The sequence below is a fragment of the Desulfatiglans parachlorophenolica genome, from assembly GCF_055394735.1.
Genome location: NZ_AP042460.1, coordinates 3,715,060 through 3,740,703, shown reverse-complemented (window position 1 = coordinate 3,740,703; position 25,644 = coordinate 3,715,060). Strand labels below are relative to the sequence as shown.

Below are 25,644 nucleotides of genomic sequence, written 5' to 3'. Positions count from 1 at the left end.
GGGGCCATGGACCTCTTTGAGGAGGTATGGATGGATTTTTCGGACAAAAAGATACCGGATACTTTGCCGGTGCTTCCCCTGAAGGATGCCGTGATCTTTCCCCGGATGGTGGTTCCTCTGGCCATCCGGGAAGAGGCGCATCGCCGGCTGGTCGATGACGCTCTCCAAGGGGATAAGATGGTCCTGACCGTCATGATGAAAGACGGGGTGGAGGAAGAAGCCGCCGGTGTGCCGGAGGTGCGGCGGATCGGGACCGCATGCCATATCATGAAGCTCTCGAAGATGGACGAGGGCACCGTCGTTGTGGTCCAGGGCCTAGCGCGCGTCCAGATCAAGGCTGTCAAGCAGGGCGAACATTACAGTCTGGCCGAGGTGGAGCGGCTGGAAGATGTCGGCCACAGCGGGAAAAAGATGGACGCGATGACCTTGAGCATCATGAATCTGTTCAAGGAGATCGTGGATTTGTCCCCCCACCTGCCGGACGAACTGATCGAGCTTGCCAAGAACATCGAAGAGCCGGGCTCCCTGGCGGATATGATCGTTTCGACGCTCAATCTCGACCGCCAAAAGAAGCAGGACATCCTCGAGTCCCTGGATGTCAAGACCCGGCTCGAGCGGATCACGCGCTATCTGAGTGAAGATCTTGAATTGCAGAGGATGGGGCGCCAGATCCAGGACCAGGTGAAAAAGGGCATCGATCAGCACCAGAGGGAATACTATCTGAAGGAGCAGCTCAAGGCGATCCAGAAGGAGCTCGGAATGGGGGAGGATGAGGGTTCCGAGATCGATGAACTGCTGGAGCGGCTCGAAGGCAAGGACCTCCCGGAGGCGGTGAAGACGGTGGCGGAAAAAGAACTGCGGAGGCTTTCCGGGATGAATCCCGCATCCTCCGAGTACACCGTTTCCCGGACCTACCTGGATTGGATCCTCGATCTGCCCTGGAACGAGGGGACGGAGGAGACCCTGGATATACGCCGTGCGGAGCGGATCCTGAACAGGCATCACTACAATCTCGAAAAGGTCAAGAAGCGGATCCTCGAGTACCTGGCTGTGCGGAAGCTGAATCCAGCCCACAAGGGCCCGATCCTGTGCCTGGTGGGTCCGCCGGGGACGGGCAAGACGAGCCTCGGGCGGTCGATCGCCGCGGCTATGGGCCGGAAGTTCGTCCGAACCTCCCTTGGCGGGGTGCATGACGAGGCCGAGATCCGGGGGCACCGCCGAACTTATGTGGGCGCCCTGCCCGGCAGGATCATCCAGGGGATCAAACGGGCGGGCTCCAACAACCCGGTTTACATCCTGGACGAGATCGACAAGGTGGGGACCGATTTTCGCGGGGATCCCTCCTCGGCGCTTCTTGAGGTCCTCGACCCCGAGCAGAATTTCAGCTTTTCCGACCACTACCTGGAGGTGGAATTCGATCTGTCGAAGGTCATGTTCATTGCCACGGCAAACCAGCTGGATCCAGTGCCTCCGCCCCTTCGGGACCGCATGGAGGTGCTCGAACTGGCCGGTTACACCGAAGACGAAAAGCTCAACATCGCCCGGAAATTTTTGATTCCCAGGCAGGTGAAGGAGCACGGGCTCACACGGGAGCGGATCCTTTTCCGGACGCCGGCTGTCCGGAAGATCATCCGGGAATACACCCGGGAGGCCGGGGTGCGGAACCTCGAGCGGGAGGTCGGCGCAATCTGCAGGGCCGTGGCGCGCGGGGTGGCGGAAGGAAGCGAGGGGCTTTTCGACATCTCGGCTGCGATGGTGCAGGAGTACCTCGGGAACCCGCGTTTCACTTTCGACCTGGCCAAAAGGACATCGGTTCCCGGAGTGGCCATAGGCCTGGCCTGGACCCCTGCAGGCGGGGACATCCTCTTTGTCGAAGCGACCATGATGCCAGGAAAGAAATCGTTGAATCTTACGGGTCAGCTGGGGGATGTGATGAAGGAGTCCGCCCACACGGCGATGAGCTACCTGAGGTCGAAGACGGCTCATTTCGGGATCGGAGAGGAGCTTTTTGCGGAGCGGGATTTTCACATCCATGTCCCTGCCGGCGCTATCCCCAAGGACGGTCCGTCGGCCGGGGTCACGATGTTGACGGCGTTGGCTTCTCTCCTGACCGGAAGGCCTGTGCGGCATCGGGTCGCCATGACGGGTGAGGTGACGCTGCGGGGGATGGTCCTGCCGGTCGGCGGGATCAAGGAAAAGGTCCTGGCGGCGAGCCGGAGCGGCATCAAAGAGATCATCCTCCCCGAGGGGAACCGCCACGATCTGGACGACATCCCCGAAAAGATCCGCAAACAGCTGGTCTTCCATCCGGTTGACCGAATGGAAGATGTCCTTGCGTTGGCGCTCGAGGAAATGAAGGACGGGACGGGGAAACGCCCCCACGAGGCTTCTACGGTGAAGCAGGCACCTCAGGAGGAAGGAAGATGACGGATCGGGAAGAGCCATCGAACCGGTGGGTGTGGGTGATCGTGCAGAGTGCGGGAGGGCAGGAGCAGTTTCTGGGGCAGGTCGATGCTGAGGTGAATATTTCCTTCATTCCGGCTTTTCCGGAAAAGGACGCCGCCCTGATGGGGCTCGGCCGGCTTGCGCGGGGAAAGGGCATGACCTACGAGGCCCAAGCCATCCGGCTCGACGACTTGAAGTCCCGTGCCGGACAGAACGGCTTCGGCGTGTTCATTCTGGACGGGGACGGCCGTATCGTCGAAAGACATTGATCGGCAGCCGGACAATATCGGCGCAGTGCCGGCAGGACTGACCCTATTTCACGAAATGGAACAGTTTTTTGATTGCGGTCCAGCCCATCTTGCGCCGCAGGATGCCGAGCTGATCCTGGAGCGGCAGGTTTTTGGGGCAGACATCCTCGCATCCCAGCAGCCCCATGCACCCGAAGATGCCTTCGTCGGTCCCGATGACGTCAAAATATTCCTTCTGTGTTCTTTGGTCCCGGGGATCCAGCATGAACCGCGCAATGCGGTTCAACGCCACCGCCCCCATAAAGTCTTCTCGCATATTGGCGGTGCCGCAGGCCGCAACGCAGCATCCGCACTCGACGCAGCGCTCGAGTTCGTAGATCTCCTCGGCGACCTGATTCTCCATCCGCTCTTCCTCGGCATCGGGGTCGAACGCCTTGTCGGTGTGGATCCATGAGCCGATACGTTCGTTCATGGTCCTGAACCATGTGCCCGTATCGACGGACAGATCTCCGATCAGCTTGAAGACCGGCAGGGGCATCAGGGTGATATCGTCGGGCAGATCCCTGGTGAGTGTCTTGCAGGCGAGGCCGGGACGGCCGTTGATGATCATGGCGCAGGAGCCGCAGATCCCGGCGCGGCAGCAGAAATCGAACTGGAGTGAGGGGTCCAGCTCTTCCCGGATCCGCGTGAGGGCGATAAAAAGGGTCATGCTGTCGGTTTCTTCCAGGCGAAAGAGATCCGTGTGGGGCGAGGATGCGGGATCCTGCGGATTATAGCGGAAAATATTGAAGGTGAGCCGTCTTCCCATGGTGTCAATCTCCTATGATTTCCCCATCGCAGCTGATGATCTTGCAGACGCCGTAGCCCCTTTCGCCTGGGGGGAGATCGAAGAGCTTCGAGGCCGGTTCGTAGTCGAGCGTTGGAAGGTCACGCCCTTCCTGCCATGTGGCCAGGGTTCGGGTCAGCCAGTCGCGGTCGTTCCGAGCTGGAAAATCCTCCCTGGCATGGCATCCGCGGCTTTCGGTGCGCTGCAGGGCCGCGTAGGCGACGCAGATGGCGAGCCGCAGCATCCCCTGGATCTTCAGCGCCAGACCGAGTTCGGGATTGGCCCCGAGGCCGTTGGAGCGAAGCCCGACCTTTTGCGCGCGGGTATAGATTTCCTGCAGGGTGTCGACCGCCTTTTGGAGATCCGTGCCGTTACGGAAGATGCCGACATGCTCCATCAGTTCGTTTTGCATGGCGTCGCGCACCTGGAAGGCATTCTCCTTTCCCGCACCCCTGTTGCGGAGCCGTTGGATCCGGTCCTCCTCATGGGATAGACGGTCGCGAACCGTCGCTGTCCTGAACTGGGTTTCATACCCCTCGAGAAATTCGGCGATTCTCTCCCCCACGATCTTGCCGGCGACGATGGTCTCCGCCAGCGAATTGCCGCCCAGGCGGTTGAAGCCATGCATGTCCCAGCAGGCGGCCTCCCCGGCGGCAAAGAGGCCCGTCAGACCGTAGACGGCCCCGTCCTTGTTCGTTCGAACCCCGCCCATGCTGTAATGTTGCGCGGGGCGTACAGGGATGAGCTGGGTGACAGGGTCGACGCCGAGGAAGTTGTTACAGATCTCCTCCACCTCCCTCAGCTTCGTTTTGATGTGTTGGGCGCCCAGATGGCGGATGTCGAGCCAGAGGTGATCGCCGTATGGGCTCTTGACACCGAACCCTTGGCGGATGTGGTGGGTCATCCAGCGTGAAACCACGTCCCGCGAGGCGAGTTCGGCCTTCTGGGGTTCGTACTGCGGCATGAAGCGCTCCTCGTTGACGTCCAGGAGGGTTCCCCCGTCACCCCGGCAGCCTTCCGTCACGAGTATATTCGTCGGGACGATGCCTGTCGGGTGAAATTGAATGGCCTCCGGGTTGCCGATGGGAACGACCTGCGTATCGAGAGCGAGGATGGCGCCCGATCCGTCATTGATGACGGCGTTCGTCGTTTCGCGGTAGATTCTTCCGTAGCCGCCCGTCGCGATCAGGGTCGCCTTGGCGAGATAGACCCGCAGGTCCCCCGTTTTAAGACAGCGGGCCACTGCACCTGTGCAGGTTTCCCCGTCGTGGATCAAGGCGATGGCCTCGACCCTGTCGTGAACGGTCACCCCCAGTTCCACGACCTTGTTGTCCATGGTGTACAGAAGGGTGTGCCCGGTGCCGTCCGAGGTGTAGCAGGTGCGCCATTTGGCGGTTCCGCCGAAATCCCGCGCGGTGATGAGCCCTTTCCGTTCGTCCGGTTCGACCTTCTCGTGCTTCTGGCCGCCTTTGTAATAGAAAGATTTTCCCGGAACGACGCGGTTCCACGGAATGCCCCAGAAGGCCATCTCGCGGACCGCGATCGGCGCGGTGTCGACGAATAGCCGTGCGACTTCCTGGTCACACCCCCAATCCGAGCCTTTCACCGTGTCCAGAAAATGCACGTCAGAGCAGTCGCCCGCCCCCATGGCGCAGTGACCGAGTGACGCTTGCATACCCCCCTGGGCCGCGGAAGAGTGGGATCGTCTCGGGGGTACGATGCTCAGGCAGATTGTGCTGAATCCGTGGGAGGCGACCTCCACGGCGACCCGTTCGCCGGCCAGGCCGGCACCGATACACAGCAGATCGGTCAATACTGTTTCCACAGGCAGGACTCCTTTATGACCATTAAGCGGTATTGTCTCGGCAATCGTACAGGCCCTTCGCCGGTCGGGCATCGAACGGGGCCCGGCAGACGATCGGCGTCCAATCGCCCGATCGAGGAAGCGGGCGACGTTCCGGGGGGTCAGACCGAAAGGGTCAAAAAGCGGATGATGGTGATCAAGCCGATCAGCACGAAAATACCGGTCAAGATATTTTCAAATTTTTTCAAGCCTTTGCGGTTCCTGCGCTGAATAAAGCCCCATTTCACGCCGATGCGGTAAAAGCCGATGCCGACGTGCAGTTCGACCATCGGCAGGAGGATCAGATAAAACACCAGCCAGAAGCCTCCCTGGATGCGGGCGGCGCTCTTGACGGCGGTGATGGGAAGGTCGGTCAGGACGGTCCACATGTGAATGGCCCCCATGATCAGGATGATCATGGCGGTCACGACCTGCACCAGCCAAAGCCAGGTGTCCTGATGATGAAGCGTGCGGCTGTGCTTCCAGATGGCGGATTGCTGTTCGACCCTGAAAGGGACCTTCCGTGCAGCCAGGATGAAGTGCATGAGGAACGTGGCGCCGATGAGTGGGCCTCCGACCTGGGCCATATAGGTGGCCTCGAAGAAATGGGCGATGGCGTTCATGGCGCCGGCTCCGAAGTTGACGCTGGCCACGAGGACCATATGGCTCCACATGAAGAGGACCAGACCGGCACCGGTCAGCATCTGAAGCAGGTCGAGACAAGCGGGGATCCTCCCCGGGGAATGGACGAAGATCGTGGTGTCGATGGCCATGGCGCCTCCTGTTCTCAGCCTGTCCCCGTCGCTCGGCGGGGCCTGGGGAAATGGGGCAAGGTACGGCACGGGGGGATGCAAACGCACGGTTTCTGACCTTTTAGGTGAAAAGAGGCCGGTCTGTCAACCATTATCCGCAATCGCGAAGCCGGACCCGGCCTCTTTGCCGGAACCATACGACAGGCCCTAAACCGGGCAAAATGGCTCGTAATCATCTGCGATACTTGAATAAAATCCCTTCAGTCACCCGAATTTTTTTCTTGACAGGGCACAGCAAGTTGACTATAGACGTCCATCATTGTCGAGCATCCGGAAGCCCCCCGAATCCGCGGATTCCGGGGAGTTATACTTTTTGCAGTTCAATACAGGGAAACCTTCATGCATCTGACCGCTTTTCTAATCGAGAAAAGATCATCCATCGTCAAGCGATGGCAAGACGCCCTCTTCGAGAGCTATGAACCGGAGGGACGGGATTTCCTCCGCCGGCAGAAGGATCCGTTTTCAAATCCCGTCGGCTCGACCCTGAGCGGAGAGCTGGAAGCGCTGTATGATCATCTGGTTTCGGGGGGGGCGGCTGAAGAGATCGCGGCCTGCCTGGACCGGATCATACGGATCCGGGCTGTTCAGGATTTCAGCCCTTCCAGAGCTTTGGTTTTTCTCTTTCAACTCAAGCCGGTCATCCGGAGGGAGCTGCAGGGCGCAAAGTCCGCGGGTGGTGCGGCCTCGGCGGACCTGCAGGAGATGGAGGAACGGATCGATGCCTTGGCGCTGCAGGGTTTTGACATCTATACGGCATGTCGGCAGCATCTACATGAGCTGCGTGTGAGGGAGGTTCGAAACGAGGTGGGGAAGTTACTGGAAAGAGCCAATGCCAAGTTTGCCGGATCGGATCGGCAGGTATCGGACACAACGGCCTAATCATCGGGATTGTCATTGGAGGTGAGGTAGCAGCCTATGAATTTCATATTGAGCATCGTCGTTTCGTCATTGGCAGTGGTGCTGATCGTTTTGATCCCTTGGGTGGGGGTGGGGGCGTTCGATCTGCAGTACCTTTTCGGTGTACTGATACCCTATGCGGCTCTGGCCACCTTTTTCATCGGGATCGTGGTCCGGGTCATCGACTGGGCCCGCTCCCCCGTGCCCTTCAGGATCCCCACCACGGCCGGGCAGCAATGGTCCTTTCCCTGGATCAAGCACAGCCGGATCGACAACCCGAAAGGCACCACCGGTGTGATCGTCCGGATGATCTTCGAGGTCCTTACCTTCCGATCCCTTTTCCGGAATACCCGCCTGGAATACCGCCTCAAAGGCGATGGAGCGCCGAAGATCGACTACGAGTGGGAAAAGTGGCTCTGGCTGGCTGCGCTCCTTTTCCACTATTCCTTCCTGGTGATATTCCTCAGGCATTTCCGTTTTTTTGTCGAGCCGATTCCGGGGTTTGTCCATGTGCTCGAGAGCCTCGACGGTTTCATGCAGATGGGTGTGCTGCCGTTGAATGGGCTCGGCCTTCCGGGGGTCTACCTGACGGATATGCTCCTCATGCTGGCGGTGACCTACCTTTTCGTCAGGCGGATATACGTTCATCAGACCCGTTATATTTCGCTCCCAGCCGATTATTTTCCGCTGTTTCTGATCCTGGCTCTGGGGACGACCGGAATCCTGATGCGCCACTTTATCCGCGTCGATATCACGGCGGTCAAGGAACTAGCGGTGGGTCTCTTCAAATTTCACCCGACGATTCCGGGCGATATCGGGGTGATCTTCTACATCCATTTATTCATCATCAGTGTGCTGATCGCCTATTTCCCCTTCAGTAAGCTGATGCATATGGCCGGGATATTCCTGTCGCCGACGCGGAATCTGTCGAACAACAGCCGTATGAAGCGGCATATCAATCCCTGGAATTATCCTGTGCATTACCATACCTATGAGGCTTACGAAGACGATTTCCGTGAGGCCATGGTGGAAGCTGGACTCCCGGTTGACAAAGAGCCTGAATAACCAGCAGGGTAGAGAGATAAGGAGTAGACATGGCTAAAGATCCAAAGGCAGGTGAGACCGCCAAGATCAAGCACACCCCACCGCTGATGGAGGGGTGGATGGATACGCCGGTTGACATTCGCGATGGCATATACTGCTATGGTGGCAAGCCAAAGAACCTTGAAGCCGTCGGTATGCCGAACCCGCGTGATTGGAACCCAACAGAGGAAGACTGGCAGTTGCCTGACGATTGGGAGAAGGTCATCGACGATGGCTTTCGGCTTCGGCTGGACCGGTTCAGATCCTTTAAGCTTTTCATGGATATCTGTGTCCGGTGTGGGGCGTGTGCGGACAAGTGCCACTTCTTCATCGGCTCGGGCGATCCCAAGAATATGCCGGTGCTTCGGGCGGAGCTGATCCGCTCCGTCTATCGCAAGAAATATACGACCGGAGGGAAGCTTTTCGGCAAACTGGCCGGCGCAAGGGATCTCACGGTCGATGTGCTGAAAGAATGGTGGTACTACCTGTACCAGTGTACGGAATGCCGGCGTTGCTCACTTTTTTGCCCCTATGGCATCGATACCGCTGAAGTCACCATCATCGGCCGTGAGCTGACCAACCTGATCGGACTCAATACCGACTGGATCGCGGCGCCCGTGGCGAATTGCAATCGCACCGGCAACCACTTGGGGATCCAACCGCACGCCTACAAGGACATGATCGATTTCTTCGTGGACGAGATCGAGGATATCACGGGGATTCGGGTGGAGCCGAGTCTCAACCGCAAGGGAGCCGAGATCCTGTTCATTACCCCGTCCGGGGATGTCTTCGCCGACCCCGGCACGTATACGTGCATGGGTTATCTCATGCTTTTCCATTATCTGCAGAGCCAGGGCCTCGACATTACATGGAGCACGTACGCCTCCGAGGGCGGCAACTTCGGGTATTTCACCTCACATGAGATGGCGAAGAGATTGAACGCAAAGATGTATGCGGAGGCGAAGCGGCTCGGGGTCAAGTGGATCCTGGGTGGAGAATGCGGCCACATGTGGCGCGTCCTGAACCAGTATATGGATACCTTCAACGGACCTGCGGATTTCCTGGAGGAGCCCGTATCGCCTTTAACGGGGACGAAATTCGAAAACGCCAAGGGGACCAAGATGGTTCACCTTGTCGAGTTTACGGCGGACTTGATCAAGAATAACAAACTCAAACTCGATCCGAGCCGGAACGACCATTTGAAGGTCACTTTTCACGATTCCTGCAACCCGGCGAGGGGCATGGGATTCCTCGACGAACCGCGGTATGTGATCAACGCCGTGTGCAACAATTTCTACGAAATGCCGCCGCAAACCATTCGGGAGCAGACTTTCTGCTGTGGCAGCGGCGCAGGGTTGAACGCCGGGGAGAACATGGAGTTGAGGATGCGCGGGGGCTTGCCCAGGGCCAATGCCGTCCGGTATGTGAAGGAAAAACACGGGGTCAACATGCTCTCTTGCATCTGCGCTATCGACCGCGCGGTGTTCCCCACCCTGATGGATTTCTGGGTTGGGGATGTGGGGGTCACCGGCGTGCATGAGATGGTAGCCAACGCCCTCGTCTTCGAAGGGGAAAATGAACGGACCACCGACTTGCGCGGTGAACCCCTGGCTGGAATGGAGGATGATGACAATGTATGATGGAGGGAAAATCATCACCGGCCTGATCATCGGCCTCGGGTTGCTGCTCTTTCCGTTTTTTTTCAATGCAGGGAAGGCTGCCAAGGCCCCGGACCCCGAGCTGACCCCCAAAGCGCAGGAAGCCAAGGTCTGTGTGATGGATAAGGCTTATATGCAGAGTTCTCACATGAATTTGCTGGACGATTGGCGTCACACGGTCGTGCGTGACGGGGATCGCTATTTCAAGGCGAAGAACGGCACCGTGCACTATAAAAGCCTTCAGGTAACCTGTTTGGACTGTCATTCCAACAAGACGAAATTCTGCGATCAATGCCACGACTATATGGGCGTTGCGCCGTACTGTTGGGACTGCCATCTTGAGCCGGAGGAGAAGAAATGAAGGGCATTGACAGAAGGGAGTTTCTGAAGATAGGTGGCATGGCGGCCATAGCGGGGCTGGGGGGGAAGGCTGCATTCGAGATTCTGGCGCCCGGAAAGCTCGAGGCCGCCCAGGAGGTCCCTCTGACGGGGGGAAAACACTGGGCGATGGTCGTCGACACGACGAAGATGGACGATGCCTTGATGGATGCCTGCATCGATGCCTGCCATAAGGAGCATAACGTTCCGGATCTCGGGAGCCCGAAAGAAGAGATCAAATGGATCTGGAAAGAGACTTACGAACACGCATTTCCCGGGCAGGAGCACGAGTTCATCGGGGAGCGTTTTCACGGGTTGAATTTTCTGCTGATGTGCAATCATTGCACCAATCCACCGTGTGTCAGGGTCTGCCCGACGCAATCGACCTGGAAGCGTGAAGACGGCATCGTCATGATGGATATGCACCGGTGCATCGGGTGTCGTTTCTGCATGGCGGCGTGTCCCTACGGTGCGCGAAGTTTCAATTGGGGTGATCCGCAAAAGGTCCGGACCGATGAGAAGCTGATGCCTTTGAATCCGGGTTTCCCTCAGAACAAAGACTATCCGACGCGGAGCAAGGGCGTGGTCGAAAAGTGCAATTTCTGCGCGGAGAGACTGGCCAGGGGAGATCAGCCCGCCTGCGTCGAAGCCGCCGGCAAGGTGCGAAAAGGCGCGCTGGTCTTTGGGGATTTGGCGGACCCGCATTCTGAGGTCAGGAAGGTCCTGAAGGAGCATTACACGATCCGGCGTAAACCCGAACTGGGAACGGGGCCCAACTTATTTTTCATAGTATGAGGTGGTTATGCTTGATACGGCGCTGAAGGGAACACAACGATACTGGGGGTGGCTGATATTCCTGCTGGTCTTGATGGGCATCGGATTAGGTTGCTATCTTTACCAGTTTCAGGAAGGATTGAGGATCACAGGGATGAGCCGCGATGTGTCCTGGGGCTTTTATATCGCCCAGTTCACTTACCTGGTCGGTGTCGCGGCCGGAGGGGTGATGGTTGTCCTTCCGTATTATCTTCATGACTACAAGGCCTTTGGGCGGATCACCATACTGGGAGAGTTTCTCGCTATCGCAGCGGTCGTGATGTGCCTGCTGTTTATTTTTGTCGATCTCGGCAACCCGGTGCGTATCATGAACGTCATCCTGTATCCGACGCCGAATTCGATCCTTTTCTGGGATATGATCGTGCTGAACGGTTACCTGCTGCTGAACGTCCTGATCGGGTGGAATGTGCTGAGCGCAGAGCGGAAAGGGATTCATTACCCGGCGTGGGTCAAGACGCTGATCTACATCTCTATCCCATGGGCGTTCAGCATCCATACGGTGACGGCATTTCTGTATGCCGGTTTGCCAGGTCGGCATTTTTGGCTTACTGCGATCATGGCCGCCCGCTTTCTTGCGTCGGCATTTGCTGCAGGGCCGGCACTGCTGCTGCTGTTGTGCTTGATCGTGCGGCAGGTGAGCCGGTTTGACCCGGGAGAAAAGGCCGTGAGAACCCTTGGGGGGATTGTCACGTATGCCTTTATCCTGAACATCTTCTTCCTTCTCCTGGAGGTTTTCACGGCATTTTACAGCCAGATCCCGGGGCACATGCACAGTTTTGTGTATCTTTTTGCCGGATATGAAGGTTTTGGAAAGCTGGTGCCCTGGATGTGGACATCGGTCGGGTTTGCCGTTGTTGCGTTGATCCTGCTGATTGTGCCGGGCACGCGGCGGAAGGACGATACCCTTGCTGTCGGCTGCGCGGCCGTTATCATATCCACTTGGATCGACAAGGGTTTGGGACTCGTAATCGGCGGGTTCGTGCCCAACACCTTCGATCGGGTGGTGGAATACTGGCCGACAACGCCTGAGATTCTGATTACAATCGGTGTGTGGGCGACAGGGTTCTTTGTACTGACGGTGCTTTACAAGGTTGCCGTGTCGGTCAAGGAAGAGGTCGGGGCTTAAGCAGGGTTTGCAGCAGGAAGGGTGTCGGAGTAGATGCCAATGGATGGCCTTGTTCTGGGTGGGCAAGGCCATCTGATTTTGACTCATGATGTTCTGGGCGTCCGGTTTTGTGTTTCAGGTGATAGACCGCTTTTGGTTCGGAGGGCGGGTGACGCCGTTTTCGGCTAGGGTAAGGTGGTTCCATCCGGTTGATTTGTTTGAGATTGGCAGAAATTGCCTGTTTCAAGATCGGGACTTTTCGCTGAGATAATGACCATGTGTGGATGGATACTAAAAAGCTTGACAGTGCCGGGTTACTCTGTTACATAACGCGCTGACGTTCAGGGGTGCGGCAGCCGAGGAGACCAAATCACCGGTTATTTCAAGAGATTGGGTGTTTCATATCACAAAACTAGGAGGGTTTGACAGATGGGTTATGAAGTAGTGGTTGACCACGACAAGTGCGAAGGCTGTGAGGAATGCGTCGAGGTTTGTCCTGTCGACGTGTACGAGATGGAGGACGGGAAATCCGTTCCGGTCAATGCCGAAGAATGCCTCGGTTGTGAAAGCTGCGTAGAGGTTTGTGATCAGGAAGCCATTACGGTTACCGAAGTTTAGCAGTTTTCTTGAAGATCGAAAGGCCGCTTGGGCACGGATTTCCGTGCGCAGGCGGCCTTCTTTTTTGTGCGCGAATCAGGCCGGTCCTGCCTCTGTTCCGAAGGGGGGCCTTCGGGGAATACCACATGAGCCGGTGTAATATTTAGGGGAGCCTTCGCTTTTCCCCCGCGGGGGAGGATGTGGCGAGGGCGGGTGCAAGAAGACCGATGACGTGAAAGCGTTACATCATGTACGAGGCGTTTGAGGTGATGCCCTTCATATGCCGCCAATCAGGACAGGTGGTGCATAGGCGCTGTGGTAGCTTGTTAGAGGGAAAAGGCTCCGAGGGTCGTGGGCCAGGAAATCGGTCAATGAAAAAAACCGCATCTTCTCGGAAACGAAAAGATGCGGTTCGGGAAGCCTGCATGCTAAAGTGGCCATTGCAGAGGCGGCCAACAGATGAGATCAACCCTTCTTTTCATGACAGCCATTGCACTTTTTGAAAGGAGCTTTGGCATCGTCGTTCTGTTCTTTGTGACAATCCTTGCAGTTTTTATGAAAAGCATTCTGCAGCTTCAGTGTTTCCTTGTCCGGTGGATCGGCCGGATGGCATTCACTACATTTCTGGACAGCGTCACCTTCTTTCCAGACGTTTTTACCATCCTTGTAAAGATGATGACAATCGTCACAGGTGGCGCCGTATTCCTCGGAATGCTTCTTATGGCTGAAGTTTACCGGCCCTTGCTTGTCTGCGGCATATTCATGCTGAAGGACGACCTCGTCCGGGACATCGGCGGCGGTGAGAGCCCCGACCGCGCAGAGCATAAGACCGCAAAAGACAACCGTCAGAAGGCTTAGGAATTTCTTGCTCATCTCGCTGTTTCACCTCCTTTCACCGTAGGTTTGTAAACGCCCATTCACAAATAGAACCAGTATATAGCCAAAACCAATTGTCGAGAAATTATAATCCCTGCGCCGAAAAGGTGTCAAGGAAATACGGGTTTTTCAGAGGAGAGGGGAAACCGCCCGAGATTCTGCCGCCAGGCCTCGGCCAGCATGCCAAGGGCCAGGACAGGGCGGTTGTCATTGGTGATCGGCGAGATCGGCCATCTCTCGAAGGAGGGTCAAGGCTGCACGGGCATCCTCCTCGTCGATGCGGTGAATGGCAAAACCGGCGTGGACAATGACATAATCCCCGACAGCAGCATCTTCCAGGAGGAGAAGGCTTGCGTTCCGACGGGTTCCGTCGAGATCGATGAGGGCGATCTGGTCTTCGATCTGGATTATTCTTGCTGGGATGGCCAGGCACATGCTTTAGGATCTCCTTTCGTTTCGGGGACGCAGCCCAGGGCCTCAAGCTCCGTGAGAACCGCGGCGACCAGTTCGGGGATCCGGTCACGGATCGGCAGAGTTGGTTCGAGGCCCAGAGTTGTGACATCGAGGGGCTCGAGTCCCAGTATGACAGTGGAAGGGGGAGCGCCGAGGGCTCCCGCCAAGGTAAGGGCCTCAAGCAGCCCTACCTGGTGAAGAGAGTTTTTTTGAAGGACCCGCTTGGGGATCTGGTCTCCCGAAAGGCGGTATAGCGTTCCAGGGGAGCCGCCGCTCCGAATGGCGTCGATGACGATCAGATGGCGGGAGCCAGCGATGGCACCCAAGAGATTCAAACCCTGCACGCCTCCGTCGAGGAGTTGTACGTGCGGGGGAAAGGAATAGGTTTTTTCCAACGCGGTGATCGCATGGATGCCGATTCCATCATCGGTAAGGAGGAGATTACCCACGCCTAGAACGAGAATAGGGTTGGTCATTTTCATAAGAGGAGGATCCGCCAAGCAGTCGATGGGGCTGCTGGGTCTTGAGTTTGCGCGCGGGTCGAGACCCGGAAGGCGCGTCGTTTACCATGATGGCGCTCAATTGCCCGGAGTGGGAGAGCGCATTTGCGGGGTTGAAGCGCGTTTTCCAGGTCGGCAGAGGAAGCGTAACCCCTGCTGCCGGCCCGGCTTGGGTGGATGCCGGTTTCCTAAAGCGGAAATCGGCAGTCAAGTGCAGTGATGTGAATCCCTTGAGGAAAGGGGGTTAAAGGACTTGGATCCTGTAGACCTCGTTCGATCGAGGATCGATCATGTGCACCGCGCAGGCGATGCAAGGATCGAACGAATGAACGGTTCTCAAGACTTCGAGCGGTCTTTTGGGGTCCGCGACGGGTGTGCCGATCAGTGCTTGCTCAACCGGTCCAAGCTTTCCATTGCTGCAGCGTGGGCCGAGGTTCCAGGTCGATGGGACGACATACTGGTAATTTTTTATCTTCTTGTCCTCGATTTCGATCCAGTGGCCCAGGGAGCCGCGTGGAACGTCGTTGAGGCCGCACCCCATCGCCTTGTCCGGCATGGTCCAGGTTTGATAGGTGGTGTCCTGACCGGACTTCAGGTTTTCCACGAGTTTCATGATCCAGCCCTCCATGGCATCGCCTACCAGAACAGTCTCGAGGGCGCGGGCGGCGGTCCTGCCGAGGGTGGAAAAAAGGGCTGTGACGGGGATGGCGAGTTGGGTGAGTGTGTCATCGACCAGTTTGCGGGCAGTGCTTTTTCCGCTCCCATAGGCGACGAGCATCCGCGCGAGTGGTCCTACCTCACAGGGCTCGCCTTCATAGCGCGGCGCCTTGATCCATGAATACCGGTCATCGGGGTTGTAATCGCCATGCTGCGGGTTGGTTTGGCCTTGAAAGGGATGCAGATCGGCATTTCCCACGTACCAGGAGTGGGCGACGTGCTCGGTGATCTTGTCTTGCTCGGCCTGTTTGACGGTGCTGATATCGCGGTTCATGATCAGGCCCCGGGGCATGAAGAGGCTGTCGGGTTCCCTCTCGCCTTCAGGAAAATCGCCCCATGCCAGAAAGTTCGAGGTGCCTCCGAGGGCACCCCAATCTTTGTAGAATGATCCGATCGCTAGAACATCCGGCAGATAAACGTTTTTGACGAAGGTCTGGGTCTCCTTCCAGAGATAGAGGAATTCGGCGATCCGGTCGGGTGTGAGGTCCATGGCGCAGGTGACTCCTCCGACCACCAGGGATTGGAGGTGGGGATTCTTGGCGCCGAAAACCGCGTGCATCTGGGCGGCTTTGGCTTGCAGGCGCAAGGCCTCCAGATAGTGGGAGACTGCCATCAGGTTGGCTTCCGGTGAAAGGACGTAGGCAGGATGGCCCCAGTAGGCGTTGTTGAAGGGCCCCAGTTGCCCGCTTTCCACAAAGGTTCTGATCCGGTCCTGGACCTGCTTGAAATAGGTTGTTCCCCCCCAACGGGCTTGGCTTACGTTCTCGGCGAGACCGGCGGTTTTTTGGGGATCGGCCTTCAGTGCACTCAATATGTCGACCCAGTCGAGGGCATGAAGATGATAGAAATGAATGATATGATCATGCTGGTATTGTGTCCCATGAAGAAGATTCCGGAGAATACGCGCATTTTCCGGGATTTGGACGCCGACAGCGGCTTCGATGGCCCGGACGGAGGAAAGATAGTGCACGTAAGTGCAGACTCCGCAGGAGCGCTGTGTAAAAAGGGGCGCATCGCGTGGATCCCTCCCCTTCAGGATCATCTCGATGCCTCGGAACATCTGCCCGGAACTCCAGGCATTGACGACCTTACCGTCGGCGACTTCCACTTCGATCCGCAAGTGGCCTTCAATCCGGGTAATGGGATCGATGGTGATTCGTTTGGCCATGGCGACTCCTTTCAAAATGATAGCAGTTGAACATGGAGGATATTCCGTAGATTTCAAATCATCGAGAGGCAGCCGATCTTATGTCTGCAGCCTCTGTGGATGATAGATCCCGTGGTCATCATCGTCTTGCCGCTGGACCCGGATGTCCTGATCGTTCGAGTCCTTCAGGAGGTGTGCCCCGGAATCTCGCGGCAGGCATCAGAGCGGTTCAAAAAACGGACCCATTTCGTCCCAGAATCCAGGTTCGCTGCAGCCGATGCATGGATGGCCGGCTTCCACCGGCCAACTGGTGCCGGAGTTGTACTTCGCGATCGGGCAGTTATTGTAGGTTTCCGGACCCTTGCAGCCCATCTTGTAAAGGCAGTACCCCATCTTGGCCTCCGGCGAACCGAATGATTCGACGTATTCATCGTTTTCGTAATGCGAGCGCCTGGGGCACTGTTCATGGATGGTACGCCCATAAGCGAAGAGCGGACGCCCTTTGTCATCCAAATCCGGCAGTCGGCCGAGCAGGAGATAATTGACCACGGTTCCGACGAAATTGACGGGGTTCGGCGGGCAGCCGGGAATATTGAGGGTCTTGATTCCAAGGGCATCGGCGACGCCCTTGTATCCGCCCGGGTTGGGGGAGGCCGCCTGGATTCCGCCGTAGCTCGAACACGTCCCGATGCAGATGACAGCCCCGGCCTTGCGGCACACGTCGTTCGCGATGTCGAGGAATGTGCGGCCTGCGATTTTCCCATAGGCCCCATCGTGAGCCGTTGCGACCGCGCCTTCCACCACGCAGAGAAATTGCCCCTCGTACTTCTTGACGGCGGCCTGGAGGTTGTCCTCCGCCTGGTGACCGGCCGCTGCCATGATGGTTTCATGGTATTCCATGGAAAGGATCTCCATCAGCAGTTCGTCGATCCAGGGATACTGTGATCTCAGGACAGCCTCCGAACATCCCGTACACTCGGCGAAATGAAGCCAGACGATGGGCGGCCTCTGTTTCGGGGCGGCGAAGACCTCCGCAACCTTCGGGACAAAGGAAGCCGAAAGCCCCATGGTAGCGGTCAGCATGCCGCAGTAGCGCATGAAATCGCGTCTGGAGATCGTTCTGGCAGCCAGTCTGTCATAAAACGCCTGCTTGACCTGTTGATCCATGATCGGTCACCTCCTGATGATGTGATGCTGAATGTAGCCAAGAACTGAATCCGAAAACCAAATCTCCGAAAAATCGGTCCGAGGGGCTGTCGGGTTAGTCGCAGCAACACGGAGAAAAGGCGGACAGGTTTTTCATCGGTCCCCCTTTCCCGGAAGCACTGTGAAAAGAAGCCTCTTTTCCGAAACCATCGAGCCACAGGACGATCCGGTTGCGGAGTATGCAAAGGCAGTATGCTCGGTTGAATGGCTCATTTGCCGCAATTCGCAGGGGGCTCGAGGCGTGATGGACTGTTGGCCGGACATGAGGTGAGTTCCAAGGCGTACGGCTCGCCGGGCGTCGGAAATCACCGCGATGCACTGGAACCCTCAGCTCCTTGAAGACAGCGCCTCAGATTTCTTCCATAAAGGCAGTTCCATGACGTTTCAGCCGGTTTGAAATGGTTGTGCTCCTTTGATGAGGACAGACAACACAATCTTGCGGATTCATAATCAAAAGAAAGCAAACCGCCGGGGAGGGCCTGATGGGGGGGCAGAAGACGGCCCAGGATGGAATTAGCTTATAGCGGTTCTTACAATGCGTACTACTGATATCCGAGGTCGAAAAAAAAGTCAAGTGTATCCATCAAAATTTTATTATAATCGGCCAATACAGGTTTTTTATCGAAAAAATGCCACTGCTGGCAGGTTTTCCGGTCAGGAGAGGGGATCTTTTTTCCGGTGTGAGCCTGCCTTCGCGAGGTTATCATCTCCGGATGGATATCCCCTGGTGTCAGGCTGACCCGGACGGTTCGAAGCGAAGGCCGGGAGGAAATCTGGAACTTTGTTGGAGGGGTGATGGGACGGACAACCGTGGTATGGTTCCGATGGGGACTTTCCTTGGGAATCTTGGCGCTCATGTCGGCTTGCGATGCGCCGATGGGGGTGGCAGACCGGCAGCCCGCATCCTACCAGGTCGATGAAACGAAGATCGTTCTGGGTTCTTCTCTGGCCCTGGGGGGGCATGCGGGCTATCTGGGCACCCAGACCCTTCATGGTGCGCTCGCCTATATCCATCACGTCAACGAGCAGGGTGGGGTGCATGGCCGCCGGATCGAACTGATCGCTTACGACGATGCCTACGATCCGCCGCGATGCGTAGCCAATACCCAGAAGCTGATCATCCAGGACGGTGTATTCGCACTTTTCAGTTATGTCGGTACGCCGACGACGGTCAAGATCGTGCCACTGGTCGAAAAGGCACGGATCCCTCTCGTGGGTATGTTTACGGGGGCCTATGCACTTCGCGAACCCGTGAACCGCTACCTCGTCAATGTCAGGGCTTCGTACTACCAGGAAACGGCCGCTGCAGTGAAGCACCTGGCCGGCGACCTGGGTATTCGGCGTCTTGCTGTCTTCTACCAGTACGACGCCTACGGCTTCGACGGCCTCAGAGGAACGGAGCTTGCCCTGCGGGCTTACGGGCTGACGCCCGTTGCCCGGGGATCCTATATACGGGGAACCCTCCATGTCGAAGAGGGACTTGAACGGATTCGGGAAAGCGGTGCCGAGGCGGTGGTGATGATCGGGACCTATGAGCCCTGCGCCAGATTTATCCGGGAGGCAAGGGCGGCAGGGTTCAATCCCGTCTTTTACAACGTCTCGTTTGTCGGCGCCGATGAGCTTGCCCGGCGCCTGGGCCCCGATGGGGACGGGGTGATGGTCAGCCAGGTCGTGCCGCCGCCGGAATCGGCCGAGATGCAGGCCCTTCTTCCGGGTGTTTCGGACTATGTTCGCCTCCTTAGCCGATTTTACCCGGATGACAAGCCCAACTTCGTCAGTCTGGAGGGCTACATCAACGCGAGGGTCCTGGTAGAGGGTCTGGAGCGGGCGGGAAGGGGCGTCGACCGGGAGTCGTTCATCGACGCAATCGAGACGATCCGGGACTGGGATATCGGGATCGCGAACACCATCTCGTTCAGCCCGGCTGATCATCAGGGGCTCGAAGAGGTTTATTTCACCTGCATCGAGAATGAGGCCTTTTTCCTGATTACCGATTGGAAGGCCGTAGGGTTCCTGAAGCCTGCCCTTCCAAAATGACGCCCCTGAATGGAAGAGCGATGGAGCGATTCGAAAACATCAGCCTCAAGAACAAGATCCTCTTCTCGATTCTGGCCATCATCCTGATGATGAGCTTTGGCAGCGCCCTGGTGACGCGGGCGGTGCTGGTCTCGAGCATGACGGAGGAGCTTCGGCAAAGGGGGGTGGCCATTGCGCGGAGCGTCGCCGATACGGGCCGGGGCTACATTCTTACGGAAGATTATCCCAATCTCACCAGTCTGCTCTTCGATGCGGCCCGGCTCGAAGAGCGCAAACAGCTGATCGCCTACATCTTTATCCTGGATGACAGGGATCATGTCATCGCCCACAATTTCATTCGTTCCTTCCCCGAAGGCCTGATCGGCGCAAACGCGGTAACCGCCGCCGAGCCTTACAGCATCCGGCTTCTGCATCTGGAAGGGATGAGTGCCTATGACATCGGAGTCCCGATCCTCGAGGGTATCTATGAGATCGGGACGGTGCATGTGGGACTGGACAAACAGTACATCGACGGTGTGATCGCCAATCTGAGGATCACTTATTTGGGGATTCTTTCTTCCATCGTGGTGATCTTCTTCCTGGTCAGTCGGTGGCTATCGAAGTATATCACCCGCCCGATCTGGGAGTTGACGCAGCTTGCCGATGAGATCAGCAGGGGGAATCTGGACGCCAAATCTCACCTCGGCAGCCGTCCGCGATGCTGGGAGATGCTCCGATGCCAGGAATACAGCTGTCCGGCCCATCACAATATCGAGGTCCCCTGCTGGTATGTCGACGGGACCGAATTCACGGAGACGCCGACCAGCAAGTTTCCCGAAAAGCTCCAGGTCTGTTATGACTGCGTCGTCTATAAACGGCGGGCCCGCGACGAGGTCAAGCAGCTGGCCGACTCGCTGATGAACATGACTTACCGGCTGAAGGCTTCACAGCAGCGATTGCAGGAATCCGAGGAGAAATACCGCTCCCTTTTTACCAGCGGCCCAAACCCGATTTTCGTTCTCGACCGGGGAAGCCTGGATATACTGGATGCGAACCCCAGCGCCGAGGATGTTTACGGTTACGAACGTCATGAACTGGTCGGACGCTCGTTTGCCGCCCTTGCCTGCCGTGCGGATGGCTGGACGGAAATCGAATTCTTCCGACCGGATTCCGAGGGGAACGTAAGATGGTCCTACTCGAAGGTCTGCCATTACAGAAAGGGCGAAGATCCTTTTTACGTCAATATCCATGCCGTACCGTCGAAGGTTCAGGACCGTGACGTTATGATTGTCGCCGTCACCGACGTTACAGAGATGATCGAGAAGGACGCGCAGCTGATTCAGGCCAGCAAAATGAGCACTCTTGGTGAAATGTCCGCCGGCATCGCCCATGAGTTGAATCAACCCCTCAATGCTATCAAGATGGGAAGCGAATTTCTCCAGATGATGCTCGAAAAGGGGGAAACTGTTTCGAAGCAGGACCTGGACTGCGTTGCGAAGGAGGTGAGTGGACAGGTCGATCGGGCGACGGGCATCATCAAGCGTCTTAGAGAGTTCGGGCGCAAGGCCGACTTCGCCCGCGAGAAGATCGACATCAATCTTCCGATCCATAATGTCCACGAGATGATCGAAAGACAGTTGATCATCCAGAACATCACGATGGAACTCGATCTGACGGAAACCCTCCCGCTGATCTATGGCCACGTCAATCGTCTGGAACAGGTCATCTTCAACCTGATCGCCAATGCAAGGGACGCCATCAACCAGAAGCCCGAATCGGGCGGCCTTTCAGGGGAGAGGAGGATCCGGGTCCGCTCGTTTCTGGATCAGGGGCGGGTAGCCGTAAGTGTCTCCGATACAGGGATCGGCATACCGGAGGCGCTCCGTCGGCGGATTTTCGACGCCTTTTTCACCACCAAGCGTATGGGACAGGGGATGGGGCTCGGCCTCTCCATTTCTCATGGCATCGTCAAGGACTACGGCGGGGAGATCTCCTTCGAGAGCGAGGAGGGCGTTGGAACGACCTTTACAATGACTTTTCCTCAGGCCGGGGTGTGAGGGGCCCGGTATGAGACCTTCCATTCGGAAAACACGGTCTGGTGCAACGATGGATTGTGCGCAAGGGTTAGACGGCGTTGAGGCCGACTGCCGCCCGCCTTCCTGGGGGGGACAAGGATCGATCCGGGGATGATCGCCTCTTACTATAGATCTGCTTTCAAACAGCAGTGGGTTCGCCTGATTATCGGCTATCCTCTCTGGACGATCGGTATTGTCCTGATGCTGACCTTTTTCTTCGGTTGGCATATCCCCAACCTGCGGTTCCAGTCTTCCATGTACGATCTGGCGGTCGAGGACCTGCCGGAGACCCGCCGTTACGAGACGTTCAAGGAGATTTTCGGGACGGAAGAGGCCATTCTGGTTGTAGTCCGGACGGGTGGGGTCCTGGAGCCGGCCGCCTTCGATGCGGTTGAAAAATTGGCGGATCGTCTGGGCGAAATCGATGGGGTCCGGAGGGTGATCAGCCTTCCCGGCATCAAACGGGATGTGGCGGTCTTCGGCGTTCAGAGTCTGAAGGAATTCGAGGAGGTCCTTCAACCGGTCGAGCTTATTTGGAAGAGCCTCCTTTCCGAAGACCGAAAAAACACGTCCATCATGCTGGTGCTCGAAGACCTGGAAGACCGGCGCGCAGTGGTGAGTGCGGTGGACCGGGAGATCACACGAACGCAGGCAGGAATCGATCTGTATCAGATCGGAATGCCGGTCGTTTCGGAGGCCCTCTCCCGCTTTACGGAGAGGGATTTCCTGCGCTTGCCCCCCATGACGTTTTGTGTGATCGCCTTGTTGCTGCTGCTGTTTTTCAGAAACCCTCGGGGGATGCTGATTCCGCTCGGCGTTGTGTCGATCGTGCTGATTTGGGTGTTCGGCCTCATGGGTATTGCAGGAGAACCCCTGAACATGCTGACCATGATCGTGCCGGTTTTTTTGATTGCCGTAGGGACTGCCTACTGCATGTATGTGTGGTCCATGTATCTGGAGGCGCTCGAGGAGGCGGATTCGAACAGGCAGGCGGTGATCCAGTCTTTTTCCCGCAGCGCCCTGCCGATGGTTCTGGTGGTCGGCACGACCATCATCGGTGTAGGTTCGCTTTTTGTCAACCGGATCGAGGGAATCCGATCTTTTGCGCTCTTTTCGTGCTTCGGAATGGTCTGCCTTCTGGTTATGATGCTGATCTTTCTCCCTGCCCTTCTGACGGCGCTGCCGACCCCCCGGAGCCGTTTTTCAGCGATTTCACGCCCCCATGCTGGCGTTGCCCGCTTCCTCGAGGCGGTTGTCCGCATCGATATTGCGCACCAGAAGATCACCCTTCCGCTCCTGGCGGCGATGATCATCCTTGCGTTCTGGGGGATGACGCGCATCCGCGTCGAGACGAATCCCGTTGCCTATTTCAAGGCCCAAAGCGAAATCAGCCGACATTTCCATGAGGTTTACCAAGATATGAGCGGGAGTTTTCCCGTGAATGTGGTGGTGGAAGGAGAGGGGGAGGACTATTTCGAAGACCCGGCCAACCTGAACAGGCTTCAGGAGATCGAGCGTTATCTGCAATCGCTGGAGGGTGTCGACAAGGCCCTTTCGTTTCTGGATTACCTCAAACTGGTCCGCTATGCCCTCAACCGGTTCGATCCCAGCTATTATGCCCTGCCGGAGGAATCCTTCGAGGTCCGGATGCTGGCGAACAGTTATCAGACAGTCCTCGGAACGGACATGCTGCGCTCCAATATGAGTGAAGATTTTTCGAAGGCCAATATCCTTCTCTTGACCCGCCTGTCCAGTTCTGCGGATTTTCTGCGGCTGAAATCGCGGATAGAAACGCATTGTGAAGCGGTCTTCGGGGGGTCCCCCCGGGTCGATGTCACCGGTTTCGGTATGGTCATATCCGCCAGCAGCGAACTGGTGACGCGGGGGCAGATGACCAGTCTCTGGATCACCCTCGCAGCGGTGCTCGGATTGATCCTGGTGTTGTTCGTTTCACTCAAGGTGGGCGTCGTCGCGATTTTGGCCAATTTTTTCCCGATCATCGTGAACTTCGGCCTCATGGGGTGGCTGGGGATCAAGCTGTCCATGGTGACGAGCCTGATAGCGGGGATAGCGATCGGACTGGCGGTGGATGACACCATCCATTACCTCGTGGGGTTCAGCCGTGAGCTTAAAAAGGATCTGAACAAGCAGCGCGCCCTGACCGATACCCTCTTGCGCGTCGGGCGTCCGATGGTTTATACCACACTCACGATCGGGTCGGGCTTCGCCGTCCTGCTGTTTTCCCACTTCGAACCGACGGCCGTTTTCGGCTTGATGATGGCTGTTACCCTGCTGGCCGCCCTGATAGGAGATCTCATTCTGCTGCCGTCCTTGATGCTGCACGTCGACCTGGTGACGGTGTGGGATCTGTTGAAGCTGATGCGGCCGCTCGGCGGGGTTGCCAGCGGATTGGCGCATGAATTGAACCAGCCTCTGAATGCCATCAAGATGGGCAGCGAATACCTCAAGATGGCGCTCGACCGTGGGGCGGAGATCCCCCGGGAGCAGCTCAGGCTGGTCGTTCAGGAGATCGACGAGCAGGTCGACCGCGCGAGCGGTACGATCAAGCGGCTTTGCAGATTCGACCAGAAGGCGGATGTCGATTGGGAGGAGGTAGACCTGAACAGCGCCGTTCAGGAGGTGCTGGCGATTCTCGGGCATCAGATGGGGCTCGAGAATATCCGGCTCGAGCTGAAATTCGAACCGAATCTGCCCCCTGTGCTTGCCAACGCGAATCGGATCGGCCAGGTGGTCTTCAACCTCCTGAACAATGCCCGGGAGGCCGTCCTGAGCAAGCGGCGAGCGGGGGGTGAAACGCCCGAAGAGCATATCGGCGTACGCACCTTCAGGTCCGGCCGGCGGGCCGTGGGGTTGGAGGTATCGGATACCGGGGCGGGTATTCCGGAGGAGAGTATGGGCAGGGTCTTCGAACCTTTTTACACGACCAAGCAGGGGGGTGAGGGATTGGGCCTTGGACTTTCCATCGTCTATGGTATCGTGAAGGCCTATGGGGGCCGCATCCGTATCCGGAGCGAGGAAGGACGGGGAAGCACTTTCAGGGTTCTTTTCCCTTTGGCGGGAGACGAAAGGGGGCAAACCGATGGACCGTAAACCAAAGGTTTTGGTCATCGATGATGAGAACGCGAATCTGACCATGTTTCGCCTCTTTCTCTCGGCATATGGCTATGACGTAAAGTTGGCCGAGAACGGCGCCGAGGGGTTGAAGCTTTTCGAGAAAGAGAGGCCCCGGATCGTCTTTACGGACATCAAGATGCCCGGTATCGACGGGTTCGAGGTCTTGAAGCGGATCAAGGAATTGGACCCTGTGAGCCAGGTGATCGTGATTACGGGCCACGGTGACATGGACCTGGCGCTGCAGGCGCTCGATCTCGATGCCACGGATTTTATCAACAAGCCGATCAGCCGCGCAGCCCTCGATTCGGCCCTGGAAAGGGCGCAGAAGCGGCTGAGCCATGCGGGAAAGCCCTCCGGTCCGGCCTGTTCCAGCCGAAAGGAGGGCGGTTTCGCCGTCTTTGAGGTGGACGGGCGACTGGACGAAAAAACGGGGGTCGCACTCCTGCAAGACTGGCGGAGCGCAAGAGACGAGGCGGCCGGGGTCCTCATCCATTTTACGGACACGGCCTGCATGAACAGCAGCGGAATCGGGGTGCTGATCCGACTCCTTTCAGATGCCGCAAAAAGGGGCCGGAAGGCGGTCTTGACCGGGATTACCGAAAACCTCAGGGAGATCCTGACCATGGTAGGCATCACCCGCCTGACGTCCGTTTTTGAGACAGAAGAAGAAGGGTTGCTGCACCTGAAAAAGGCGACCTCGGGGGGATAGCGGCCCTGAGGATCGGGCAGGGTCCGACCGCTTTGCCCGTCTGGCGGCATGCAGAACCGAGTCGGTTGGTATTTTTATTTTCGC

The 25,644-nt window shown here is 57.4% G+C and carries 21 protein-coding genes; 13 read left to right on the top strand and 8 right to left on the bottom strand.

The genetic code is table 11. The annotated features are described in order from the left end of the window. Positions 1-30 precede the first annotated feature (30 nt). Together lon and ACZ500_RS17445 are read left to right on the top strand one after the other, a co-directional pair. Positions 31-2,427, top strand: coding sequence for an endopeptidase La (lon, locus tag ACZ500_RS17450; RefSeq protein ID WP_464228687.1), 2,397 nt, complete (start codon positions 31-33; stop codon positions 2,425-2,427). Then, a complete protein-coding gene (locus ACZ500_RS17445) occupies positions 2,424-2,714 on the top strand; it encodes a hypothetical protein (protein WP_464228686.1) in 291 nt (96 codons plus the stop codon). The genes lon and ACZ500_RS17445 overlap by 4 nt, the downstream gene beginning before the upstream one ends. Positions 2,715-2,757: 43 nt before the next feature. Here the strand turns inward: ACZ500_RS17445 and ACZ500_RS17440 are convergent, their stop codons facing one another. The 3 genes from ACZ500_RS17440 to ACZ500_RS17430 form a co-directional block, all read right to left on the bottom strand. Continuing rightward, positions 2,758-3,501: a fumarate reductase iron-sulfur subunit gene (locus ACZ500_RS17440; RefSeq protein WP_464228685.1), complete on the bottom strand. Its 744-nt coding sequence runs from the start codon at positions 3,499-3,501 to the stop codon at positions 2,758-2,760. A gap of 4 nt (positions 3,502-3,505) precedes the next feature. Next, the gene (locus ACZ500_RS17435) at positions 3,506-5,344 is read right to left on the bottom strand and encodes a fumarate reductase flavoprotein subunit (RefSeq protein WP_464228684.1); all 1,839 of its coding nucleotides are present in this window, start codon (positions 5,342-5,344) and stop codon (positions 3,506-3,508) included. 140 nt (positions 5,345-5,484) lie between these two features. Beyond that, positions 5,485-6,135 (bottom strand): succinate dehydrogenase/fumarate reductase transmembrane subunit, encoded by a 651-nt coding sequence (locus ACZ500_RS17430; RefSeq protein ID WP_464233076.1) that lies wholly within the window; start codon positions 6,133-6,135, stop codon positions 5,485-5,487. A 378-nt stretch (positions 6,136-6,513) separates the two neighbouring features. Between ACZ500_RS17430 and ACZ500_RS17425 the strand changes: the two genes are divergently transcribed. From ACZ500_RS17425 to ACZ500_RS17395, 7 genes are all read left to right on the top strand, one after another. Next, on the top strand, positions 6,514-7,053 hold the full coding sequence (locus tag ACZ500_RS17425) for an RsbRD N-terminal domain-containing protein (protein WP_464228683.1): 540 nt from the start codon (positions 6,514-6,516) through the stop codon (positions 7,051-7,053). Positions 7,054-7,101: 48 nt separating this feature from the next. Continuing rightward, complete coding sequence (dsrM, locus tag ACZ500_RS17420) at positions 7,102-8,136, top strand: sulfate reduction electron transfer complex DsrMKJOP subunit DsrM (RefSeq protein WP_464233075.1); 1,035 nt, start codon at positions 7,102-7,104, stop codon at positions 8,134-8,136. 29 nt (positions 8,137-8,165) lie between these two features. Further along, a complete protein-coding gene (gene dsrK, locus ACZ500_RS17415) occupies positions 8,166-9,794 on the top strand; it encodes a sulfate reduction electron transfer complex DsrMKJOP subunit DsrK (RefSeq protein ID WP_464228682.1) in 1,629 nt (542 codons plus the stop codon). Then, positions 9,754-10,173 (top strand): sulfate reduction electron transfer complex DsrMKJOP subunit DsrJ, encoded by a 420-nt coding sequence (gene dsrJ, locus ACZ500_RS17410; protein WP_464228679.1) that lies wholly within the window; start codon positions 9,754-9,756, stop codon positions 10,171-10,173. Before dsrK ends, dsrJ begins: the two co-directional genes overlap by 41 nt. Beyond that, a complete protein-coding gene (gene dsrO / locus ACZ500_RS17405; RefSeq protein ID WP_464228678.1) occupies positions 10,170-10,985 on the top strand; it encodes a sulfate reduction electron transfer complex DsrMKJOP subunit DsrO in 816 nt (271 codons plus the stop codon). The genes dsrJ and dsrO overlap by 4 nt, the downstream gene beginning before the upstream one ends. Before the next feature lie 7 nt (positions 10,986-10,992). Beyond that, a complete protein-coding gene (dsrP, locus tag ACZ500_RS17400) occupies positions 10,993-12,150 on the top strand; it encodes a sulfate reduction electron transfer complex DsrMKJOP subunit DsrP (protein WP_464228677.1) in 1,158 nt (385 codons plus the stop codon). Positions 12,151-12,558: 408 nt separating this feature from the next. Beyond that, a complete protein-coding gene (locus ACZ500_RS17395) occupies positions 12,559-12,747 on the top strand; it encodes a ferredoxin (protein ID WP_028320009.1) in 189 nt (62 codons plus the stop codon). A gap of 444 nt (positions 12,748-13,191) precedes the next feature. Here the strand turns inward: ACZ500_RS17395 and ACZ500_RS17390 are convergent, their stop codons facing one another. The 5 genes from ACZ500_RS17390 to ACZ500_RS17370 all read right to left on the bottom strand — a co-directional run bounded on the left by ACZ500_RS17390 (position 13,192) and on the right by ACZ500_RS17370 (position 17,586). Next, entirely contained in the window at positions 13,192-13,599 is a 408-nt protein-coding gene (locus ACZ500_RS17390; protein WP_464228675.1) for a cytochrome c3 family protein, read from the bottom strand. Between the two features lie 210 nt (positions 13,600-13,809). Further along, positions 13,810-14,037: a HypC/HybG/HupF family hydrogenase formation chaperone gene (locus ACZ500_RS17385; protein ID WP_464228674.1), complete on the bottom strand. Its 228-nt coding sequence runs from the start codon at positions 14,035-14,037 to the stop codon at positions 13,810-13,812. Beyond that, positions 14,010-14,531: a HyaD/HybD family hydrogenase maturation endopeptidase gene (locus ACZ500_RS17380; protein WP_464228673.1), complete on the bottom strand. Its 522-nt coding sequence runs from the start codon at positions 14,529-14,531 to the stop codon at positions 14,010-14,012. Before ACZ500_RS17380 ends, ACZ500_RS17385 begins: the two co-directional genes overlap by 28 nt. A gap of 268 nt (positions 14,532-14,799) precedes the next feature. Then, positions 14,800-16,440 carry a nickel-dependent hydrogenase large subunit gene (locus ACZ500_RS17375; RefSeq protein ID WP_464228672.1) on the bottom strand — a complete coding sequence of 547 codons (1,641 nt, stop codon included), beginning with the start codon at positions 16,438-16,440 and terminating at the stop codon, positions 14,800-14,802. A gap of 198 nt (positions 16,441-16,638) precedes the next feature. Continuing rightward, the gene (locus ACZ500_RS17370) at positions 16,639-17,586 is read right to left on the bottom strand and encodes a hydrogenase small subunit (RefSeq protein WP_464228671.1); all 948 of its coding nucleotides are present in this window, start codon (positions 17,584-17,586) and stop codon (positions 16,639-16,641) included. A gap of 915 nt (positions 17,587-18,501) precedes the next feature. On the opposite strand from ACZ500_RS17370, the gene ACZ500_RS17365 reads away from it, so the two are divergent. The 4 genes from ACZ500_RS17365 to ACZ500_RS17350 all read left to right on the top strand — a co-directional run bounded on the left by ACZ500_RS17365 (position 18,502) and on the right by ACZ500_RS17350 (position 25,560). Then, complete coding sequence (locus ACZ500_RS17365) at positions 18,502-19,662, top strand: ABC transporter substrate-binding protein (RefSeq protein ID WP_464228670.1); 1,161 nt, start codon at positions 18,502-18,504, stop codon at positions 19,660-19,662. 20 nt (positions 19,663-19,682) lie between these two features. Beyond that, entirely contained in the window at positions 19,683-21,698 is a 2,016-nt protein-coding gene (locus ACZ500_RS17360) for an ATP-binding protein (RefSeq protein WP_464228669.1), read from the top strand. A 129-nt stretch (positions 21,699-21,827) separates the two neighbouring features. Further along, entirely contained in the window at positions 21,828-24,827 is a 3,000-nt protein-coding gene (locus ACZ500_RS17355; RefSeq protein WP_464228668.1) for an MMPL family transporter, read from the top strand. Further along, the gene (locus tag ACZ500_RS17350) at positions 24,817-25,560 is read left to right on the top strand and encodes an STAS domain-containing protein (RefSeq protein ID WP_464228667.1); all 744 of its coding nucleotides are present in this window, start codon (positions 24,817-24,819) and stop codon (positions 25,558-25,560) included. The genes ACZ500_RS17355 and ACZ500_RS17350 overlap by 11 nt, the downstream gene beginning before the upstream one ends. Positions 25,561-25,644 lie beyond the last annotated feature (84 nt).

Bases quoted from the DNA above. Each gene is read 5' to 3' on its own strand.
- lon (WP_464228687.1), top strand. From the start codon at position 31: ATGGATTTTTCGGACAAAAAGATACCGGATACTTTGCCGGTGCTTCCC.
- ACZ500_RS17445 (WP_464228686.1), top strand. From the start codon at position 2,424: ATGACGGATCGGGAAGAGCCATCGAACCGGTGGGTGTGGGTGATCGTG.
- ACZ500_RS17440 (WP_464228685.1), bottom strand. From the start codon at position 3,501: ATGGGAAGACGGCTCACCTTCAATATTTTCCGCTATAATCCGCAGGAT.
- ACZ500_RS17430 (WP_464233076.1), bottom strand. From the start codon at position 6,135: ATGGCCATCGACACCACGATCTTCGTCCATTCCCCGGGGAGGATCCCC.
- ACZ500_RS17425 (WP_464228683.1), top strand. From the start codon at position 6,514: ATGCATCTGACCGCTTTTCTAATCGAGAAAAGATCATCCATCGTCAAG.
- dsrK (WP_464228682.1), top strand. From the start codon at position 8,166: ATGGCTAAAGATCCAAAGGCAGGTGAGACCGCCAAGATCAAGCACACC.
- dsrO (WP_464228678.1), top strand. From the start codon at position 10,170: ATGAAGGGCATTGACAGAAGGGAGTTTCTGAAGATAGGTGGCATGGCG.
- dsrP (WP_464228677.1), top strand. From the start codon at position 10,993: ATGCTTGATACGGCGCTGAAGGGAACACAACGATACTGGGGGTGGCTG.
- ACZ500_RS17395 (WP_028320009.1), top strand. From the start codon at position 12,559: ATGGGTTATGAAGTAGTGGTTGACCACGACAAGTGCGAAGGCTGTGAG.
- ACZ500_RS17390 (WP_464228675.1), bottom strand. From the start codon at position 13,599: ATGAGCAAGAAATTCCTAAGCCTTCTGACGGTTGTCTTTTGCGGTCTT.
- ACZ500_RS17385 (WP_464228674.1), bottom strand. From the start codon at position 14,037: ATGTGCCTGGCCATCCCAGCAAGAATAATCCAGATCGAAGACCAGATC.
- ACZ500_RS17380 (WP_464228673.1), bottom strand. From the start codon at position 14,531: ATGACCAACCCTATTCTCGTTCTAGGCGTGGGTAATCTCCTCCTTACC.
- ACZ500_RS17375 (WP_464228672.1), bottom strand. From the start codon at position 16,440: ATGGCCAAACGAATCACCATCGATCCCATTACCCGGATTGAAGGCCAC.
- ACZ500_RS17370 (WP_464228671.1), bottom strand. From the start codon at position 17,586: ATGGATCAACAGGTCAAGCAGGCGTTTTATGACAGACTGGCTGCCAGA.
- ACZ500_RS17365 (WP_464228670.1), top strand. From the start codon at position 18,502: ATGGGGGTGGCAGACCGGCAGCCCGCATCCTACCAGGTCGATGAAACG.
- ACZ500_RS17360 (WP_464228669.1), top strand. From the start codon at position 19,683: ATGGAGCGATTCGAAAACATCAGCCTCAAGAACAAGATCCTCTTCTCG.
- ACZ500_RS17355 (WP_464228668.1), top strand. From the start codon at position 21,828: ATGATCGCCTCTTACTATAGATCTGCTTTCAAACAGCAGTGGGTTCGC.
- ACZ500_RS17350 (WP_464228667.1), top strand. From the start codon at position 24,817: ATGGACCGTAAACCAAAGGTTTTGGTCATCGATGATGAGAACGCGAAT.